At 73.6% G+C, this 18,916-nt stretch carries 13 protein-coding genes and 1 pseudogene; 6 read left to right on the top strand and 8 right to left on the bottom strand.

Annotated elements, in window-relative coordinates; translation table 11 throughout:
- Nucleotides 1-96: 96 nt before the first annotated feature.
- Nucleotides 97-1,647 (top strand): annotated as a pseudogene (locus tag ACTWQJ_RS24470) (GMC family oxidoreductase).
- On the opposite strand, the gene ACTWQJ_RS24465 reads toward ACTWQJ_RS24470, so the two are convergent.
- The 4 genes from ACTWQJ_RS24465 to ACTWQJ_RS24450 all read right to left on the bottom strand — a co-directional run bounded on the left by ACTWQJ_RS24465 (nucleotide 1,644) and on the right by ACTWQJ_RS24450 (nucleotide 9,741).
- Complete coding sequence (locus tag ACTWQJ_RS24465) at nucleotides 1,644-6,461, bottom strand: hypothetical protein (protein ID WP_443308737.1); 4,818 nt, start codon at nucleotides 6,459-6,461, stop codon at nucleotides 1,644-1,646. The pseudogene ACTWQJ_RS24470 and the gene ACTWQJ_RS24465 overlap by 4 nt on opposite strands.
- A 46-nt stretch (nucleotides 6,462-6,507) precedes the next feature.
- Nucleotides 6,508-7,389: a hypothetical protein gene (locus tag ACTWQJ_RS24460; protein ID WP_443308736.1), complete on the bottom strand. Its 882-nt coding sequence runs from the start codon at nucleotides 7,387-7,389 to the stop codon at nucleotides 6,508-6,510.
- Nucleotides 7,390-7,426: 37 nt separating this feature from the next.
- Nucleotides 7,427-8,953, bottom strand: coding sequence for a hypothetical protein (locus tag ACTWQJ_RS24455; RefSeq protein WP_443308735.1), 1,527 nt, complete (start codon nucleotides 8,951-8,953; stop codon nucleotides 7,427-7,429).
- 92 nt (nucleotides 8,954-9,045) lie between these two features.
- Nucleotides 9,046-9,741 carry a GntR family transcriptional regulator gene (locus ACTWQJ_RS24450; RefSeq protein ID WP_443308734.1) on the bottom strand — a complete coding sequence of 232 codons (696 nt, stop codon included), beginning with the start codon at nucleotides 9,739-9,741 and terminating at the stop codon, nucleotides 9,046-9,048.
- 174 nt (nucleotides 9,742-9,915) lie between these two features.
- On the opposite strand from ACTWQJ_RS24450, the gene ACTWQJ_RS24445 reads away from it, so the two are divergent.
- From ACTWQJ_RS24445 to ACTWQJ_RS24425, 5 genes are read left to right on the top strand one after another with little or no spacing between them, the layout of a single operon-like run.
- Entirely contained in the window at nucleotides 9,916-11,235 is a 1,320-nt protein-coding gene (locus ACTWQJ_RS24445) for an MFS transporter (RefSeq protein WP_443308733.1), read from the top strand.
- Nucleotides 11,232-12,053, top strand: a complete 822-nt coding sequence (locus ACTWQJ_RS24440; RefSeq protein WP_443308732.1) for a putative hydro-lyase — start codon at nucleotides 11,232-11,234, stop codon at nucleotides 12,051-12,053. The genes ACTWQJ_RS24445 and ACTWQJ_RS24440 overlap by 4 nt, the downstream gene beginning before the upstream one ends.
- Nucleotides 12,054-12,068: 15 nt before the next feature.
- Nucleotides 12,069-12,827: a LamB/YcsF family protein gene (locus ACTWQJ_RS24435; RefSeq protein WP_443308731.1), complete on the top strand. Its 759-nt coding sequence runs from the start codon at nucleotides 12,069-12,071 to the stop codon at nucleotides 12,825-12,827.
- Complete coding sequence (locus tag ACTWQJ_RS24430) at nucleotides 12,824-13,513, top strand: 5-oxoprolinase subunit B family protein (protein WP_443308730.1); 690 nt, start codon at nucleotides 12,824-12,826, stop codon at nucleotides 13,511-13,513. Before ACTWQJ_RS24435 ends, ACTWQJ_RS24430 begins: the two co-directional genes overlap by 4 nt.
- Nucleotides 13,510-14,379, top strand: coding sequence for a biotin-dependent carboxyltransferase family protein (locus tag ACTWQJ_RS24425; protein ID WP_443308729.1), 870 nt, complete (start codon nucleotides 13,510-13,512; stop codon nucleotides 14,377-14,379). The genes ACTWQJ_RS24430 and ACTWQJ_RS24425 overlap by 4 nt, the downstream gene beginning before the upstream one ends.
- A gap of 22 nt (nucleotides 14,380-14,401) precedes the next feature.
- Here ACTWQJ_RS24425 and ACTWQJ_RS24420 read toward each other — a convergent pair whose 3' ends face one another.
- The 4 genes from ACTWQJ_RS24420 to ACTWQJ_RS24405 all read right to left on the bottom strand — a co-directional run.
- Nucleotides 14,402-15,349, bottom strand: coding sequence for an SGNH/GDSL hydrolase family protein (locus tag ACTWQJ_RS24420; RefSeq protein WP_443308728.1), 948 nt, complete (start codon nucleotides 15,347-15,349; stop codon nucleotides 14,402-14,404).
- Complete coding sequence (locus ACTWQJ_RS24415) at nucleotides 15,346-16,509, bottom strand: glycosyltransferase (protein WP_443308727.1); 1,164 nt, start codon at nucleotides 16,507-16,509, stop codon at nucleotides 15,346-15,348. The genes ACTWQJ_RS24420 and ACTWQJ_RS24415 overlap by 4 nt, the downstream gene beginning before the upstream one ends.
- Nucleotides 16,506-17,636, bottom strand: coding sequence for a glycosyltransferase family 4 protein (locus ACTWQJ_RS24410; RefSeq protein ID WP_443308726.1), 1,131 nt, complete (start codon nucleotides 17,634-17,636; stop codon nucleotides 16,506-16,508). The genes ACTWQJ_RS24415 and ACTWQJ_RS24410 overlap by 4 nt, the downstream gene beginning before the upstream one ends.
- A 245-nt stretch (nucleotides 17,637-17,881) precedes the next feature.
- Nucleotides 17,882-18,916 (bottom strand): HEAT repeat domain-containing protein (locus tag ACTWQJ_RS24405; protein ID WP_443308725.1); only part of this gene is annotated, 1,035 nt, incomplete at its 5' end.

Genomic DNA, 18,916 nt, shown 5'->3' with positions numbered 1-18,916 from the left:
GCACCGGCGTCCTCGCCGAGCACCGACTGGAGACCGTTGCCCCGCTCACCGCCCCGGCAGCAGACTGAGATCCGGCCACAAGGAGGTCAACCGCTCATGCGCATCGATGAGTTCGACTACGTGGTGGTCGGCGGCGGCACGGCAGGCAACGTGGTCGCGGCCCGGCTCTCCGAGGACCCCTCGGTCACCGTGTGCGTCCTGGAGGCCGGTCCGAGCGACGTCGGTGACGACGACGTCCTGAAGCTGGAGCGCTGGATGGGCCTGCTGGAGTCCGGCTACGACTGGGACTACCCGGTCGAGCCGCAGAGCAGCGGCAACAGCTTCCTGCGCCACGCCCGCGCCAGGGTCCTGGGCGGCTGCTCCTCGCACAACTCGTGCATAGCCTTCTGGGCACCGGCCGAGGACCTCGACGACTGGGCGGCGGGCGGCTGTACGGGCTGGAGCGCGGCCGACCTCTTCCCGCTGTGCCGGCGGCTGGAGAACAACGACGCCCCCGGCGACCACCACGGCCGTTCCGGCCCGGTGAAGCTGCGCACCCTGAAGGGCGGCGACCCCTGCGGCACGGCCCTGCTGAAGGCGTGCGCGCAGGCGGGCATACCCACCGTCGCCTTCAACACCGGCAGGACGGTGGTCCGGGGCGCCAACTGGTTCCAGATCAACTCCGACGAGAACAACATCCGGCAGTCGTCCTCCGTGGCGTACCTGCATCCCGTCCTGGGCAAGCGGCCCAACCTGGACGTACGGACCGGCGTGCGGGCCAAGCGGCTCGTGCTGGACGGGCGGCGGTGCGTGGGCGCCGAGTACCTGGACCCCGACCTCATCCACACCCGGACGGTACGGGCCCGGCGCGAGGTGATCGTGTCGTGCGGGGCGATCGACTCACCGGAGCTGCTGATGCTGTCCGGCATCGGGCCCGCGGGGCATCTGAGCGAGGTCGGCATCGAGGTCGTGGTGGACGCGCCGGGCGTGGGCGAGAACCTCCAGGACCATCCCGAGGGCGTCATCATGTGGGACGCCCGGGAGCCGATGACCACCACGTCCAGCCAGTGGTGAGAGGCGGGCATCTTCTACGACACCGAGCCGGGCCTGGACCGGCCGGACCTGATGTTCCACTACGGCTCGGTGCCGTTCGACATGAACACGGCGCGGTGGGGATATCCGACCTCTCAGAACGCCTTCTGTCTCACGCCCAACGTGACGCGCGCGAAGTCGCGGGGCACGGTGCGGCTGCGGACGCGGGACTACCGGGACAAGCCCAGGGTCGGTCCGCGGTACTTCACGCACGAGCATGACATGCGGGTGATGACATACGGGCTGCGTCTCGCTCGGAGGATCGTCGAACAACCCGCTTTGACCGGCTGGGCGGGTGCCGAACTGGCCCCCGGCCCCGACGTACGGACCGACGACGAGCTCCGCGACTACATCCACAAGACCCACAACACCGTCTACCACCCGTCGTGCACCGTGAAGATGGGCGCCGACGACGACCCCTCTGCCCCGCTCGACGCGCGGCTGCGGGTCAAAGGAGTCGAGGGGCTGCGGGTGGCGGACGGATCCGTGATGCCGGATCTCGTGACGGTCAATCCGTGCATCACGACGATGATGATCGGCGAGAAGTGCGCGGATCTGATCAGGGCGGATGCCTAGGCCGGCCGCTTGAACATCCGCGTCGCCGTGATCTCGCTGTGCCCGGCTTCGCCGGCGGGAGCCTCACGTGGAAGTCCCGGCCGGAGGTGTTCCTCCACGCTGATGTACTTCAGGCCCGCGCGCAGGTCCGCATCGTTGCGCAGCCGGATGACCAGCGGGAACTCAGCGAGTGCCGTGGTGTCGAAGAGGCCGGTGGTGTAGAGGAGCTGGACGCCCAGCGCGTCCGACACGGCGCGCTGGAGCTCCAGCAGGTACGTGGCGTTGGCGCGGCCGATGGGGTTGTCGAGGAACAGCGTGCCGGCGTGCCGGTGCTTGTCTCGGCCCCGGTCGTTGGAGCGCAGCGCGGCCATCGTGCAGTACAGAGCGATGGCCGCGGTGAGCAGCTGGCCGCCGGAGAACACATCGCCCATCTGCCCGACCGGGACGCGCTCCGCGCGCAGGACGGCGTCCGGCTTGAGGATCTCGACGGCGACGCCCTTGGGCTGGAGTGCCGCGGCCACGCCCCGCAGCAGCAGGGACATGCCGTCCCGCCGCAGGTCGGAGTTCTTCTTGACGGCGGCCCGGGTCGCCTCGTCGATGACCTCGCCGAGCCACTCGGTGAGGGTGGCCTGGTCGGGTTCCTCGAAGCGGATGCGCAGGAACTCCTGCCCGGACCACTCGCCGAGCCCTTCGGGCAGCCGGGACAGCCGCTGCGCCGAGCGCAGGGTGGCCAGCGCCGAGTCGACCAGCCCGCGCAGCCGGTCCACGATCGAGTCCCGGTTGCGCTCCAGCTGCGCCAACTCGTCGGTGAGGACGCGCAGTCGGGGCGCAAAGGCATCGGCCCACTTCTGGGCGTGCTCGGGCAGCGCGGATGCGGGCAGCTCGCGGATCTGCTGCCGGGCGGGGGTGCGCACCTGCTCGTAGCGGGTGGAGTTGGCGTGCCGGACGAGGATGTCGCTCGCCTCTCGGACGGCGGTCTCGGCGGCCGACAGGTCGGCGGCGCAGCCGCGCAGGGACCGGCGGGCCTCGGCGGCGGACTGCCGGGCGTCCTCGAGGCCGCCCGGGTACGGCTCCGGCGCCTCCCACTCCTCGTCCCCGGCGTGCTCGCGCAGCAGGTCGCGCAGCAGTGCGGCGATCTCGTCGAAGCCGCCGGCCGCGTCCTCCGCGGCGCGATGCGCGCCGAGGAGCTCGGCGTGCGCCTCCCGGGCCTGCGTCAACGCCTCAGTGCGCGAGGCCAGTTCCGCGGTCGCCGTGCGCAGCAGCGCCTGCGCGTGCTCGGCGTCGCGGGGCTGGAGCTCCTCGGGCAGCTCGGTGTGGGCGTCGCCGTCCTCGGGTGCCTGCCGCTCGGCCTCGCCGCGCAGCCGGCCGAGGTGCTCGCTGGCGCTGGACATCCGGGTCTCCAGGAGCTGTACGAGCTCCTCCGCGCGCGCGGCGGCGGCCTGCCGGGACGGCCCGTCGGAACCGTCGGGGGACTCGAGCAGCTGCTCCGCGCGCGTGCGGACCTTGTTGCTCAGCCGGTCCAGCTCCGCGCGCGCCGCGCTCTCGTCGCTCTCCGCGCGCGCCTGCTCGGCCCGCAGGTCGGCGCCGACGCCGACCTTCTCGTACACCTGGGACGCGGCGCGATAGGCCTCGCGCAGAGCGGGCAGGGCCGCCTTCGGCGCGTCCGGGGCGTCTTCCGGTACGTCATCGGGGGCGCCGGCGATCTCGGAGCGCTCGGCGCGCAGCGCTCGCGCGGTGCGGCGGGCGTCGTCGGCGGCCCGCTGGGCGGCACGCCGGTCCTCGTCGGCGGCGCGGGCACGCTCCAGGCAGGCCTGGGCGCGGGCCTCCGACTCGGTGGCCTCGTCGGCGAGTTCACGCAGCTTCACCTGCCAGCCGGCCCGCTCGCGCAGCCGGAAGGCCAGCCCGGCGAGGGCGTCGGCGGCGCGCCGGGCCTTCTGTGCGGCCTCCTGCCGCTCCTCGCGCACCTGCGCGGCCTCCGCGGCGGCCTCCTCGGCCTCGGCCCGCACGGTCCGCGCCTCGGTCAGCTCGGCCTCGGCCTCCTCGGCGAATGCACGTGCCTCCCGGGCGGCCTGCGCCAGTTCGACCAGCCGGCCGGCCGGACAGCCCGTACGCCACGAGGCGAGGCGTGCGGCCAGTTCACGATCCTTGCCGAGCCGCGCCGCGAGCGTGCGGATCCCCTGATCCCGTTCGGTGGCCCGCGCGCGCAACGCCTGCCGCTCCTCGTCGGCGGCGTGCTCGTCGTGCATGGCCGGGTTCGGCGGGACGAGGAACACGTCGCCGGGGGTCGAGTCGGCGGGCGGGGTGGGTGCGAGCAGGGCGGCGGCCGTGCCGACCGCCACGGCGGAGCGGGGCAGCAGCGCGGCGTCGCTCAGCGCCTCCCGGGCGCGTGCGTGCGACGCCGGGTCGGTGATGATCACGCCGTCGACCAGCTCCGGACGCGCGGCCAGCACGCGCGCGTGGTCGGCGGGATCGACAGCCTGGGCGAGATAGCGCCAGCCGGGCAGCGCGGGGATGCCGTGCTCACCGAGATACTCCACCGTGGCCAGCACGTCCGGGCCGGGCGGCAGCAGCCCGCCGTCACCGAGCGCACCGAGGATCCGGGCGTCGTCGGCTGCGGCCGTCCTCAGCTCGAACAGCTGCCGCTCGGCCGAGGAGACCGCGTCGTCGAGCAGCTCGCGCAACTCGTCGGCGAAGCGGTCCAGTTCCTCGGCGGTGAGGGCGCCCTCGGCGAGGGGGCACGGAGTCCGGCGGGCGTCCTGGCGCGGGCGGCGCGACGGGATGTCGGCCGCGTCCGTGCCCTCGCCCCGCCCGGCCGTGCCGTCGGCTGCGTCGGCACCCGCCGCTGGGGCGCTGCCGGTGAGGCCGTCCGCGGCCTCCGACGGGGCACCGGGTGCACCGTCTCCGGAACCCTGTCGCCCGGCCCCGCCGCCGCTCGTCCCGTCGGCACCCGCTCGAGGTGCGTACACGCGACCGGACGCCGCGCCGCCGGAGCCGGGCAGGCTGAGCAGCTCCGCCAGCCGCTCCTCCGCGGCCAGCCCCTCGGCGATACGGCGCTCCGCCTCGTACGACCGCTCGGCCGCCGAAGCCGCGTCCGCCGCGCGGGCCGCCGTCAGCTCGGCGCGGGACTCCGCCGAGGCGGCTTCCCGCGCATGCTCGCTCGCCCGGCGCGACGCCTCACGCGCCGTGTCCCAGGCGGCCACCGCCGACTTCTCTGCATCGCTGGCTGCGAGGGCCGCGCGGGCCGGATCGGCGTCGGGTGCGCTGTCGTCGAGCCAGCCCGCGCGCACCGCCTCGGCGGTCTCCTGCTCGACCTCGGTGAGGCGCTGGCGCAGGTGCCCGGTCTCGCTGCGGGCCCGCTGCGCCTGCGTGGCGGCGGCGGTGGAGTCCCCGTACGCGGACTCGCTGACCTCCTGCAACGCCGCGGACCGCTCCTCCTCCTCGTTGGCGAGGGCCTCGGCGCTCTCCGCGGCCGCGTGCAGGGCCCGTACGAGGTCGACGGCGGCCTTGGTCCGGGCGGCCAGCGCGGGGGCGGCGTCCCGCTCGGCCTCCTGGATGGCGGCGGCCACACGTGCGACCCGGTCGGCGGCGGCGCGGTGCCGCAGCACGGCTTCGGCGGCCTGCCAGGCCGCGTGCAACGTGCGTGCGTCGGCGAGCTCGCGTTTCTGCGCGGCCGCCGACTTCTCGGCCGCGGCCAGCGCCAACGAGGCGTGCCGGTAGGCGAGTTCGGCGGTGATCAGCGCGCTGCGCTCACGCCCCGACTCGGCGTGGGTGACCGCGTAGGCTGCGGCCGTGACCCGCTGGGCGAGGTCGGCGGCCCGCACCCGCTCCTGGGCGCCGCGCGCGGACAGCCGCCGGGCCAGCGTCCGCGTCCGCCGCTCGGCGCCGACGTGGATGTCACGCGCGCGGGCACGCGCTTCGGCGGCCTCCACGATCCGCCCGAGCAGGTCGACCGACCCGGCGGTGAAGTCCCGCTCGGCGATCAGCTCCGCGCGCCGCCCCAGCTTGTTGCCGAAGCCGCTGACGAGGTCGGCGAGCCCGTCGGTGTCCCGGGTGTCGGTGACCGCGCGCAGCAGCAGGTCGGTGAAGTCGGAGTCCTTCTTGACCGCGAAGAGGCCGGCGGCCTCGCCCTCGTCGGCGTTCATCTCCCGCTGGTAGCGGAAGAGTTCGGGGTCGAGGCCGAGGTCGCCGAGGTGCTCGATCCACCGGTCATGGATCTCCTCCCAGTGCACTTCCAGGTGCGGGTACGCCTTGCCCGCCTCGGTGAGCGCGTCCCGGAAGCCCTTCATGGTGCGCCGACGGCCCTGCGCGCCGGACTGGCCCTCGGCGGGCGGCCGTATGGCGGTGGCCTCGGCCACGGGCAGGTTGTCCAGCGTGAGCCCGGGCCCGGGACGGAAGGAGTACCAGGCCTCGGCGAACTTCCGCGGGTCGTTGGAGACCTGACGGCCCCGCCATTCGCTCACCTTGCCGACGACGACGCACTCGCCGGTCTGCACATGCTGCCACTCCAGCGCCACGTGCCCGCAGTCGTCGGCGAGCAGGAACTTCCGCAGCACTCCGGAACTGGCACCACCCAGAGTGTTCCGGTGACCGGGCAACATCACCGAGAAGATCAGCTTCAGCAGGACGGACTTGCCGCCGCCGTTCTCCAGGAAGAGCACACCGGCAGGCGCGGGCCGGCGCGGCGGACCGACGGGCTCCTCCTCGAAGAACTCCGCCTGGGTGGGCGCGGGGTCGGGCACGGGCTCGCCCACACCGCGCAGGTCAAGCACGGTGTCGGCGTAGCGTGCACCGGCGGGCCCGATGGAGTAGAGGCGGACCCGGGACAGCTCGTACATGGCGGACTCTCGTAAGCCTTCGTCAGTCTTCGTCAGGAAAGGGAGTTCAGGCGGAGTGGAACGGCAGCCCGGCGTCGGCCACCAGCTCCAGGTCGTCGGTGTCCTCGGCGGGCAGCAGCGTCGGCGTGCCGTCGGTGACCGGGACGACGCCCAGGTCCAGCAGTTCGGCCATGGCGGCGCTGCCCGCCATGTCGCGCACCTGGAGCTGGTAGCGGGCGGTCGTCCGGTACGTCCCGCCGTTGTCGTCGCCGGTGCGCTGCAGGAACCCGGAGTCGGTGAGGAACGCCACGGCCTTGCCGACGATGCCGGTCGTGGAACCCGCGAGCCGGCGCGCGTCCTTCGTGGCACCCGCTGCACTGCGTCTGACCCAGATCCGCCACGCCGCCTCCAGCCCGGGCGCGTCCGTGGTGGGGTCGGTGTTCTCCCCCTGCTCGGCCGCCCGCTCCTCCAGCCGCCGGCAGGCCTGGCGCACGAAGGCGTCGACGCCGTTGACCGTCACGCGCCCGATGTAGCCGTCGTCGGCCAGATCCTCGGGCCGCGGAAACGCCATGGCCGCCACGGCGAAATGCGTGAGCCCGTGCAGGAAATGGTCCAAGGAGTCGGCAGCGGTGCGCCGCGCATAGTCGCCCATGCGAACGGCGAACACCGAGTCCTCCGCAGCGGTCACCGCCATCCCCGCACGCGGCGAAACCTCCAGCACGACCAGCCCGAGCCCGGTGGCCACAGCGTCCGCGAGCCGCGCGAACGCCGGATCCTCCCGGTACCGGCGCAGCAGATCCGCGTACTCCTGATCCCGTGCGGGCAGCAGCTTCGGCTGCAGTCCGAACGCCACGAGCCGCGCCGCGTCGGCGGCGTCGGCAGGGGTGACGGCGGCGGAGACGGGCGGGGCACCGGCCTCCGGCTCACTCCGGTCGACGTTCTCGCTCACGGTCGGGGCTCCTCGCTGCGCTGATGCTCGTACGTACTCATGCCGCCTCTGTCCTGTCGGCCGCCATCCCCGCCGCATCCAGCAGAGCCGTACCGACGATGAGATCGGCCCCGCCGAACTCGGGGTCGTCCAGCTCGGTCCCGTCGTCCACGGCGAACAGGAGCTTCTCCTCCCCCTGCCGGTAGGCCGTGCCGACCGGCGGGCTGGCCGCGTGGACGGCCAACAGGGCGACGAGATAGGGCAGGTCGGGATCCCGCCGCCGAGCCTGAGCCAACAACCCCGACAACCGCCGCGGCGCATCCGCCGGCAGATCCAGCAACTCCGTGGCCGCCGCCAACTGCTCCTCGCTGAACCGGCTGTCGTCCGGCGTCGCGATCAGATCCGGCTCCGGCATCTCGGCCCCCAGATGCTCCCGCTCCACCGGCGGAGTCAGCAGGAGGTCCACCAGGTCCCCCATCCGAACGGACACCGGCGTGCGCAGTCCGGTGCCCCGCGCGAAGAACGCGTCCGTGACGCGGATCGCCTGCTCCAGCGGCAACGGGAGCACCGGCGCGACGAGATGGCCGTACAGGTCTATGCCCGACGTCGCCATCGGCGGGGCGAAGGCCTGCCGGTCCTGCTCGGCCCGGAACAGCGGGCCGGCCTCCAACAGCCGCGACTGCAGCTGGGTGTGCCGACGGATGCAGTCCTTGACGATGTCGACCAGCTCGGCGGCCCGCCGCTTGTGCTCGGGGTCCTCCGACTCGTCGCGGGCCCTGCGGATGTTGGTGAGGATCGCGTTCTCGTGCCGATAGCGGTCTGCCACGTGGTCGAGCGCCTCGGCGATCATGTCGGGCACGGTGTTCAGCCAGTCCACCGCACGGACGTTGCGCCGGGTCGCCTCGAGCGCCCTGCGGAGGGTCTCCGAGTACTGCACGGTCCGGTAGCGGGCCTGCTCGGCCGCCAGCTGCGCGTCCGCGAGCCGACCGCGGTTGATCAGCACTTCCAGCTTGACCTCGGCGGCGATCTGCGCGCTGGTGACGTCGGTGTCGAGGGCGCCGACGAGGACGTTGACCGCCTCGTCCGTCGTACGGAGATAGACGCTGCCGCTGGGGCCCGGCACCTCCTCGATCAGCTTGAAGTCGTAGTCACGCCGGACATACGTCCCATCCGGTGCGAATGTGCCGTACACCGCCCGAAATCCGCGGTCCACGCTGCCGACATTGATCAGGTTCTCCAGCACCCAGCGGGCCACACGCTCGTGCTCGGCGACGGGTCGCTGCGGGGCCTGCGCGGCGATGCGCGGCAGGAGCCGGGCGACGACCTGGTCGTGGTCGGCGCCGGTGTCGAAGTCCATGTTCAGCGTGACCAGGTCGATCGCCGCGAGGGCGACCTCCGCCATGCCGTACACCGCGTACTCGCCGGCGAGGTTGGCTTTGCGCGCATCGAGATCGTGCAGCGGCGCGGTGCACGCGAGCGCGCGCAGCCGCCGCGCCAGTCCCTCGTCGGCGGCCGGACCCGGAGCGGGTCGCGGCCCCGCGCTGAACTGGGGCGGAACACTGTCCGTCGATACAGGCGAAGTCACGGTGCACAGATTAGGTCCTCGGTCTGACAACGACCCAAACGACGCAGATGCGCCCCTGCGTCACGGTTGTCACACCGACGACGGTGAACGATCTAGTCGTCCTCGCCCACCCGACGCCGGTACACCTCCACGACCCGCTTGAGCGAGTCGTCGAGGTAGGTCTCCAGCAGCCGCTCGGCCTCGACCCGGTCCCCCGCCTGCAGCGCCTGGAGGATCTGGCGGTTGCGCATGAGGTACGGCTCGTGCAGCCGGCGCGGGTCGTCCACGACGTGGAAGGCGAGGCGCAGTTCGGCGAAGACGCTGCGCATCAGCTCGTCGGTGCGCTCACTGCCGGCGAGCGCGACCAGCTCCCGGTGGAAGTGGATGTTGGCCGTACCCAGGCCTTTCCAGTCATTCTCGACGGCGGCCCGCTGCCCCTGTGTCACCGCCGACGCGAGGCCGTCGAGGCCGTACGGCGGTTCGCCCAGACCGCGGACGACCGCGCACTCGACGAGCCGTCGGGTGCGGTAGATGTCCTCGACGTCCTCCACCGCCAGCACCCGCACGAAGACGCCGCGGTTCAGCTCGTGGACCAGCAGACGTTCATGTGTGAGCAGCCGGAACGCCTCGCGCAGGGTGTTGCGGGAGACCCCGAGCGCTCCGCCGATGCTGTCCTCCGACAACCGGGCGCCGGGCGGGAAGTACCCCTCGGCGATGCGGCTCCTGAGGATGTCCGAGACCCGTTCGGCAGTGCTGGTACGCCCCAGGAGGGCGCGGTCGTCGGCCAGTCCGGTCAGCTGCTCTGCCATGCCCGGAATTCAATCGCAGATACAAGAACGAAACAACATGAGTATTGAGGGATCGTTCAACGATCCTCTACCTTGCTACGAACGGCGCCGCCCATCCCCACCGCGGCACCGATCGCCTCCGCACGGCACGGCTCAGTCCTCAAGCACCCTCCGTCCTCCCACTGCGAGGTGCCCATGAGCACGACCCCTCCACCGCAGGCCCTGACCACCGACACCCGCCCCGGGGCGGGTGAACACACCGCCGACGACGGCGCGTTCGCCTGGCTGCACGCCCTGGGCCCGCGGGGCCGCCGCGCCTTCGCGGGCGCGTTCGGCGGCTATGCGCTGGACTCGTACGACTACTTCACGCTTCCGCTGAGCATGGTCGCGCTGGCCGCGTACTTCGGCCTGGACAGCGGCCAGACAGGCCTGTTCACCACCGTCACACTCGTCGTCTCCGCGGTCGGCGGCGCCCTGGCCGGGGTGCTGGCGGACCGGATCGGCCGGGTCAAGGCGCTGATGATCACGGTCATCACGTACGCCGTCTTCACCGTGGCCTGCGGCTTCGCGCCCAACTACGAGACTCTTCTGGTCTTCCGGGCCCTGCAGGGGCTCGGCTTCGGCGGCGAGTGGGCGGTCGGCGCGATCCTGGTCGCCGAGTACGCGAGCGCGAAGCACCGCGGCCGCACCCTCGGAGTGATCCAGAGCTCCTGGGCCGTCGGCTGGGCCCTGGCCGTGATCGTGTACACCCTGGTCTTCTCGTACCTCGGCGACGACCTGGCCTGGCGCGTGATGTTCTGGACCGGCGCGCTTCCGGCGGTGCTGGTCATCTGGATGCGACGCCGGGTGCACGACGCACCGGAGGCGGTCGCCGTACGGAAGAAGAACCCGCAAAAGGGTTCATTTGCGGCCATTTTCCGGCCGGGCGCGGCCGAGGCGCCCGGTCTGCTGCGCACCACGTTCTTCGCCGTGCTGCTCTCCACCGGCGTCCAGGGCGGCTACTACACGCTCGCGACCTGGGTGCCGACCTATCTGAAGACGGAGCGCGATCTGTCGGTCGTCGGCACCGGCGGCTATCTCACGTTCCTCATCTCCGGCGCCTTCATCGGCTATCTGACGGGCGGTTACCTCACCGACCGGCTGGGCCGCCGGCGCAACATCTGGCTGTTCGCGCTGCTGTCGGCCGTCTGCATCCTGGCGTACGCGAACATTCCCAGCGGCGCCAACACCCTTGTGCTGGTGCTCGGTTTCCCGCTCGGGTTCTGCATGTCGGCCATCTTCAGCGGCTTCGGTTCCTTCCTGAGCGAGCTGTACCCGACCGCGGTGCGGGGCACGGGGCAGGGATTCACGTACAACACCGGTCGCGCGGTGGGTGCCGTCTTCCCCACGACGGTCGGCTTCCTGGCGGACAGCTGGGGCGTGGGCGGCGCGCTGGTCTTCGGTGCCGTCGGCTACGGACTCGCGGCGCTGGCGCTGCTCGGGCTGCCCGAGACGCGCGGGAAGGAGCTGGTGTGAACCGCACGGAGGACCGTCCGCTGACCCTTGTCGACAAGCACGCGCGCGCGTGGAGCCCGAAAACGGCCCGAGCCCGCTTCCGCGCGGGACTGACCGGCCCGACGGCCGGGGTCGCGGCCGGCCACACCCAGGTCAACCTGATCTCGGTGCCCGCGGACTGGGCGTACGACATGCTGCTGTTCTGCCAGCGCAACCCCAAGCCCTGCCCGGTGCTCGACGTCACGGACGCCGGCTCGTGGACGACGGTGCTGGCGGCCGGCGCGGACCTGCGCACCGACCTGCCGCGCTACCGGGTGTGGCGGGACGGCGAGTTGGTGGACGAGCCGACGAATGTGCTCGGCCACTGGCGGGAGGACCTGGTGTCGTTCCTGATCGGCTGCAGCTTCACCTTCGAGTGGGCGCTGACCGGCGCGGGCGTACCGATCCGCCATATCGAGCAGGGCCGGAACGTCCCGATGTACGTCACGAGCCGTCAGTGCCGGCCGGCGGGACGGCTGCACGGCCCGCTGGTGGTGTCCATGCGTCCCGTGCCGCCCGAGCACCTGGCGGCGGCGATCCGGGAGAGCAGCCTGCTCCCGGCAGTGCACGGCAGCCCCGTGCACTGCGGCGATCCGTCGGGGCTCGGCATCGACGACCTGGCCGGCCCGGACTTCGGCGACCCGGTGGACGCCGAAGCGGACGACATCCCCGTGTTCTGGGCCTGCGGGGTGACTCCGCAGGCCGCGGTGATGGCGTCCCGACCGCCGTTCGCCATCACCCATGCACCGGGCCAGATGTTCCTGACCGACGCCCGCGACGAGCAGTACCGCGTGGCCTGACCACCAGAGGGGACCATGACCGCGATCGATCTGAACGCCGACCTCGGCGAGGGCTTCGGCCGCTGGCGGCTCACCGACGACGAGCAGTTGCTGTCCGTTGTCACCAGCGCCAACGTGGCCTGCGGCTTCCACGCCGGGGACGCGGCCACCATGCGCCGGGTGTGCGAGCTGGCCGCCGCGCGCGGGGTGACGATCGGCGCCCAGGTCTCCTACCGGGACCTGGCCGGGTTCGGGCGGCGCGCGATGGACGTCCCGTCCGCCGAGCTGGCGGCCGAAGTGGCGTACCAGATCGGCGCCCTGGAGGTCTTCGCACGGGCGGCGGGTGCCCGCGTGGCGTACGTCAAGCCGCACGGTGCGCTGTACAACCGCGTGGTGCACGACGAGGAGCAGGCCGGCGCGGTCGTCGACGGCGTGCTCCTCGCGGACGTCACGTTGCCCGTGCTGGGGCTGCCCGGCTCGCGGCTGCTGGAGCTGGCCGCCAAGGCGGGGCTCCCGACCGTCACGGAGGCCTTCGCGGACCGCGCGTACACCGACGAGGGCACCCTCGTGCCGCGCGGCCGGGAGGGCGCCGTGGTCACCGACCCGGAGGTCGTCGTGGAGCGCTCGGTCGGCCTGGCCCGCTCGGGCGTGGTCAGCTCGCACTCCGGGTCACCCATCGAGGTACGCGCGCGTTCCCTGTGCCTGCACGGGGACACGCCCGGCGCCGTCGAACTGGCCCGCCGGGTGCGGGAGCGGCTGGAGGAGTCAGGTGTCCGGGTGGAGGCCTTCGCATGAGGGCGCTGCCCGTCGGCGACGACGCCCTGCTCGTCGAGGTGTCCTCGGGCGAGGAGGCACAGGCGCTGCACGCGGAGCTGCTGCGCCGCCGCACGGAGGGCGCGCTGTCGGTCCGTGAGATCGTCCCCGCGGCCCGCACCGTCCTCCTCGACGGCCTCGCCGACCCGGTGCGCCTGGCTGCCGAACTGGCCGCCGCCGAGGTGCCGCCCGCTCCCCCACGCGCGCGTGAGGTCGTCGAACTCCCGGTGCGTTACGACGGCCCGGACCTGGCCGACGTCGCCGCACACTGGGGCGTCGACGAGCAGGAGGTGGCCCGCATCCACGCGGGCACCGAATTCCGCGTCGCCTTCTGCGGTTTCGCCCCCGGCTTCGGCTACCTCACCGGCCTGCCACAGCGCTACGACGTCCCGCGCCGGGCCACACCGCGCACGGCCGTCCCGGCCGGTGCGGTGGCGCTGGCGGGCCCGTACACGGGCGTGTATCCGCGCTCGTCGCCGGGCGGCTGGCAGCTGATCGGCACCACGGACACCGTGCTGTGGGATCACGCGCGCGTGCCGGCCGCGCTGCTGTCACCGGGCACACGCGTGCACTTCGTGCAGGTGGGACCTGTGGGACGAGCCGGACCGGTGCGGCAGACCGGAGCTGCTGGACCGGTTGGCGCGGCGGGACCGGCGGTGGCTGAATGACCGACCGCGCGCTCGCCGTCGTACGGGCCGGGGCGCTGACCACCGTCCAGGACCTGGGCCGCCCAGGCCACGCCCACCTCGGAGTGCCCCGCTCCGGGGCGCTCGACGCACCCGCGGCGGTGCTCGTCAACCGGCTGGCCGGCAATCCGCCCGAGGCGGCCGTCCTGGAGACCACCCTCAACGGCTGTGCGCTACGGCCACGTTCTGCGGTCACCGTGGCGGTCGGCGGCGCCCCGTGCCCGGTCACGGTGGACGAACGCCCGGCCGCCTGGGGGGCGCCGGTGCGGGTGCCCGCCGGGACGCTCCTGGACATCGGCGCGGCTGTCTCCGGGGTGCGCAGTTATGTGGCCGTCGCCGGCGGTATCGCCGTCGAGCCGGTCCTCGGCAGCCGCTCCACCGACCTGCTGTCGGGGCTCGGCCCGCCACCGCTCACGGACGGTGCCGTGCTTCCCCTGGGGCACCCGGTCGGCCCCCACGCGCGCGTGGACGTCGCCCCGCAGCCGGCGCCCCCGGCCGAGCTCGTCCTGCACGTGACCCTCGGTCCCCGCGACGACTGGTTCACACCGGCGGCCGTACGCACGTTCACGTCCCGCACGTACCGGGTGTCCGCCGCGAGCAACCGCATCGGGCTGCGCACGGAGGGACCCGCCCTGGAGCGGGCCCTCCCCGGTGAACTCCCCAGCGAGGGCGTGGTCCTGGGAGCGGTCCAGGTCCCGCCCGACGGCCGGCCGGTCGTCTTCCTCGCCGACCACCCCACCACCGGCGGCTACCCGGTGATCGCGGTCGTCGGCGCGAGCGATCTCCCGGCAGCCGCGCAGGCGGTGCCGGGCACCCCGGTCCGCTTCGTTGCCGTACGCCGTCGCTGACTCCCGCAACCCCCTGCGTGCGCTACGCCGCCTCCGGCTCGGGCTGCTGCTCCGGTACCGACAGCCCCTCCGAGAGGGACCGCTGCCCCGGCACGGACCGCTGCCCCGGCATCGGCCGATGCTCCGGCAACGGCCTCGGCTCGGGCGCCGACAGCGAGGCCAGCGCCCTGGACACCGCCTGTGCCGCCCGCAGGTCGAGCCGGCCGCTGGTCCCCCTCGCGCGGTGGCGCATCTCGTCGGCCGCGAGGCGCAGCAACTGGGGCAGCAGGTCGTTGCACCGGCGGACCACCCAGGCGGTACCTGCAGTGGCCAGCCACAGCAGGCTCGCGGACCTGGTGGGCGGCGGGAACTCGGGCTCGGGCCGGGGCGCGGTCCCCGTCGCGATGCCGGCGTCCGCCAGCAGCCCGTGGAACCGTATGGCCAGCTGGCGGTGCCCCCGCTCCCCGGGGTGCAGCCGGTCCGAGCTCCACATCGCCCGGTCGTCGACCCAGTCGCCCTCGGCCGCGTGCAGGTGCAGGGCCCCGTACCGCTCGGAGAGCGCGTGGACCACGGTGTTGACCGCCCGCTGCCGCCGGGCCAGCGGTGTGGCCAGCACCCCGGGCAGCCCGAGCATCGCGCCGGGGTCGGGCAGACACGCGGTGAGCACGGCGGTGCCCTGCCGGGTGAAGGCCGCGTAGACCTTGTCGAGGCGTTCGGCGACGTTGTGGATGTCGAACGTGCGGCGCAGTGTGTCGTTGACGCCGACGAGGACGGACGCGACGTCCGGGCGCAGGGCCAGTGCGGCGGGCAGCTGGGTCTCCAGCACGTCCCGCGTCTGTGCCCCGCTGATCGCGAGGTTGGTGAATTCGACGGGCGGTTCGCAGAGCCCGCGGGCGAGCAGCGCGGCCCAGCCGCGCCACTCATTCCCCACGGGATCGCCCACCCCCTCGGTCAGCGAGTCCCCGAGGGCGACGTAACGGACCGGTCTCATGCCGCGCCCTCCGCACGCACGAAGGGACGCGTCGGCACTGCCGCGTCGTGCGCGGTGAGGAAGGCGTCCACCGCCGTGCCCCAGCCGAAGCACTCCGCACGCGCGCGTGCCACCTCCCGGCGCTCGCGCTCGGGACGGTCGAGCAGCATCTCCACCGCGTCCGCGAAGGCGTCCCCGGTGTCCGCCGCGGTGGCGCCGGCGGATCCGATCACCTCCGGCAGCGCAGAGGACGCACTCGCCACGACGGGCGTGCCGCAGGCCATGGCCTCCAGTGCGGCGAGCCCGAACGTTTCGGCGGGTCCGGGGGCCAGGCACACGTCGGCGGAGGCCTGGAGCGCGCCGAGCAGGCTGCGGTCGGCGACATGCCCGAGGAAGGTCACCGGCAGGTCGCGCTCCTGCGCCCGCTGTTCGAGCCGTGCGCGCAGCGGGCCGTTTCCGGCCACCACGAGCACCGCGCGCACGCCGCGCCCGCGCAGCGCCTCCAGGGCGTCCAGCGCGGTGCCGGGCCGCTTCTCCACGGACAGCCGGGAGCACATCACGAGCAGCTTCTCGTCCGCGCGCGCGTGGGTGTCGCGCAGCGCCGCATCGCGCAGGGTGGGACGCCGGTTCATCAGGTCGACGCCCAGCGGGGCCCGTACGACGTTGCGGGCGCCGATCCGCATGAACTCCCGCTCGGCGAACTCGGTGGTGCACACGACCTTGGCGTACGTGTGGGCCGTACGGACGTTGAGGGCGTCGGCGGCGCGCCGGGACAGGTTCTCCGACAGGCCCCAGGTGCGCAGCACGCCGTCGGCGGTCTCGTGGGAGACCATCACGGCGGGGACCCGGGCGCGGCGGGCCCACTTGCCGGTCCACCGCAGCGTCGTACGGTCGGAGACCTCGAGGCGGTCGGGGGCGAGCTCCTCCAGGAGGGCGGCGACCCGCCGCTTGTCGATGAGCACGCGGTAGCCGCCGGTGCCGGGCAGCACCGGGCCGGGCAGGGTGATCACCCGGCCCTGCTCGGTCTCGCAGTCACTGTGCTTCTCACCCGGCACGATGAGGACGGGATCGTGGCCCGCCACCTTGAAGCCCTTGCCCAGCTCGCGCAGCGCGGTGCGCAGCCCCCCGGAGGCGGGGGCGACGAAGTTCGCCAGCCGGACGATACGGAGTGCGCTGTTCATGCCGCCACCGCCGGCCTGCGGGCCTGGAGCACGGCCTCGTAGTGGGCGATGAGCTGGTCGCCGATGGCGGCCCACGTGCGGCCCTCGACGGTGGCTCGCGCGGCGGCCCCGTAGGCGGTGCGCAACCCCTGGTCGGCGGCCAGGGTCCGTACGGCCTCCGTGACGGCGTCCGCGTCGCGCGGCGGGACGAGCAGCCCGGTGCGGCCGTGGTCGACCAGGTCCAGCGGTCCGCCGGCGGCGGGCGCGACGACCGGGACACCGCTCGCCATGGCCTCCTGCACGGTCTGACAGAAGGTCTCGAAAGGGCCGGTGTGGGCGAAGATGTCCAGCGAGGCGAAGATCCGGGCGAGGTCGTCGCCGCCGCGGCGGCCCAGGAAGACCGCGCCGGGCAGCGCCTCGGCCAGACCGGGCCCGCTCGGCCCGTCGCCGACGATCACCACCCGCACGCCCGGCAGGCCGCAGACCCCGGAGAGCAGCTCGATGTGCTTCTCGGGCGCGAGCCGCCCGACATAGCCGACGATCAGCTCGCCGTTCGGGGCGAGTTCACGACGCAGTGCGTCGTCCCGGAGGTCGGGGCGGAAGCGCACGGTGTCGACACCGCGCCGCCACAGGTGCACTCGGGGCACGCCGTGGGCTTCCAGGTCGGCCTGGGAGGCGCTGGAGGGGGCGAGGGTGCGGTCGGCGGCAGCGTGGACGGAGCGGATGCGCCGCCAGGCCGCGGCCTCGCCGGCGCCCACGTAGGTACGGGCGTAGCCGGCCAGGTCGGTCTGGTAGACGGCGACGGCCGGGAGGCCGAGCCGGGCGGCGGCGGCCATGCCGCGGACGCCGAGGATGAAGGGGCTGGCCAGATGCACGATGTCGGCCTGGTGCGCCAGGAGCGCGGCGGCGAGCCGCCGGCTGGGGAGGGCGACGCGGACCTGGGGATAGCCCGGGAGTGGTAGGGAGGGGACGTGGACGACAGGGCACGGCGCGAGAGCGGCGGCTGCCTTGCTGCCCGGAGCGGGGGCCGGTGCGACGACGAGGGGAGCGTGACCGCGATCGACGAGGTGTCGGGCGGTCTGGAGCGCGCAGTGGGCCACGCCGTTCACATCGGGGGGAAAGGATTCGGTCACGATGACGACACGCATACGGGTGTTGTCGCCGCGCTGGACGTGGCCGCGTCAACGTCGATCTTTCCGAACGGGGAACGATCCATGAGCGTTGCGCTGCGCACTCGAGCAGGTCAGGCCGCGTCCATGCGCCTCTGACCGGTGAGTCATCCCACGTTCACTTTGCGGGCCCGTCGCGTCCGAATTCAGCCGTCGGGCCCGGCAGGTCCGAGTTCCCTCAGCAGGTGCGCCAGGTCCGGTCCGGCTGCCTGCCATCGCGTCGTTCACACAGCGGGTGCGTCGGGCCCGATCCGGCTGCGTACCGCCGTCTGGACCTCCGCCTCCTCGGCCGGGTCCGCGGCGAGCCGACGCAGTTGCTCGACGACCCGGGCGTCGCCTGTCTCGGCGTGTCGGGCGGCGAGCTCGCGGGTGGTCTCCTCGCAGTCCCAGAGGCACTCGACGGCGAAGCCCGCGGGGAAGGAGGGATCGGTGGCGGCGAGCGCGCGGGCGGCCCTGCCGCGGAGGTGGGACGAGGCGGTCTCGCGGTAGATATGGCGCAGAACCGGTGCGGCACAGCCGATGCCGAGCCGTCCGGCGCCGTCCACGAGGGTCCACAGCGTCGGTGCGTCCGGCCCTTCGCCCCGTACGGCTTCGCGCAGGGCTCCGAGGACCAGGTCGCTGTCGTGGGCCCCGCCCCGGCAGGCGAGCATGCGTCCGGCGGCGGCGCCCAGCGGATCGGGCCGTCGCGCCCAGCCGCGGGCCCGGTCGACGGCGGCGACGCTGCGCATCCGCTCGAAGGCGTCGAGGGCAGCCTCCACGACCGGCGCCGAGCCGGTGGCGACGCCAGCCTCGATCAGGTCGAGGGCGTCGGGATCGTTGCTGTCGGCGAGATAGCGCAGGGCGGTGCAGCGGGCGCCCTCGGTGCCGTCCTTGGCGGCCTGGACGATCTCGGGCCGGTCCTCGGGGCCGGCGACGGCCGTCAGGCAGCGGGCGGCGGGCACATGGAGCGAGGCACCGCGTTCGAGGCCCTGCTGGGCCCATTCGAACACCGCCTGCACACTCCAGCCCGGACGGGGCCCTGTGGGCCGCATCTGCCGCTGCCATCGGTCGAAGCAGCCGGTTTCCTGTGCGGCACGCACGCGCGTGCCGATCGATTCGCGCGGATCCTCGGCCCACAGCCGCCATGGCCGGGGCTCGAAGGCGTCCCGCACGGCGGCGGCCAGCTCGGCCTCGCCCTCGGCGTCGGCCGGGAAGCGGGCCAGCACGGGCGCGGCCAGGGCGCGCAGACCGGCGTCGTCGTCGTGCAGGGCGAGTTCGTC

Origin of the sequence: Streptomyces sp. KR55 (genome assembly GCF_052245645.1) — a bacterium.
In the GTDB taxonomy this organism is placed as follows: domain Bacteria; phylum Actinomycetota; class Actinomycetes; order Streptomycetales; family Streptomycetaceae; genus Streptomyces; species Streptomyces flavusporus.
This window is presented reverse-complemented; position numbering and strand designations above follow the sequence as displayed.

What these genes read in the sequence shown, in the direction of transcription:
- ACTWQJ_RS24465 (WP_443308737.1), bottom strand. Translation starts at nt 6,461, where the DNA reads ATGTACGAGCTGTCCCGGGTCCGCCTCTACTCCATCGGGCCCGCCGGT.
- ACTWQJ_RS24450 (WP_443308734.1), bottom strand. Translation starts at nt 9,741, where the DNA reads ATGGCAGAGCAGCTGACCGGACTGGCCGACGACCGCGCCCTCCTGGGG.
- ACTWQJ_RS24445 (WP_443308733.1), top strand. Translation starts at nt 9,916, where the DNA reads ATGAGCACGACCCCTCCACCGCAGGCCCTGACCACCGACACCCGCCCC.
- ACTWQJ_RS24435 (WP_443308731.1), top strand. Translation starts at nt 12,069, where the DNA reads ATGACCGCGATCGATCTGAACGCCGACCTCGGCGAGGGCTTCGGCCGC.
- ACTWQJ_RS24430 (WP_443308730.1), top strand. Translation starts at nt 12,824, where the DNA reads ATGAGGGCGCTGCCCGTCGGCGACGACGCCCTGCTCGTCGAGGTGTCC.
- ACTWQJ_RS24425 (WP_443308729.1), top strand. Translation starts at nt 13,510, where the DNA reads ATGACCGACCGCGCGCTCGCCGTCGTACGGGCCGGGGCGCTGACCACC.
- ACTWQJ_RS24420 (WP_443308728.1), bottom strand. Translation starts at nt 15,349, where the DNA reads ATGAGACCGGTCCGTTACGTCGCCCTCGGGGACTCGCTGACCGAGGGG.
- ACTWQJ_RS24415 (WP_443308727.1), bottom strand. Translation starts at nt 16,509, where the DNA reads ATGAACAGCGCACTCCGTATCGTCCGGCTGGCGAACTTCGTCGCCCCC.
- ACTWQJ_RS24410 (WP_443308726.1), bottom strand. Translation starts at nt 17,636, where the DNA reads ATGCGTGTCGTCATCGTGACCGAATCCTTTCCCCCCGATGTGAACGGC.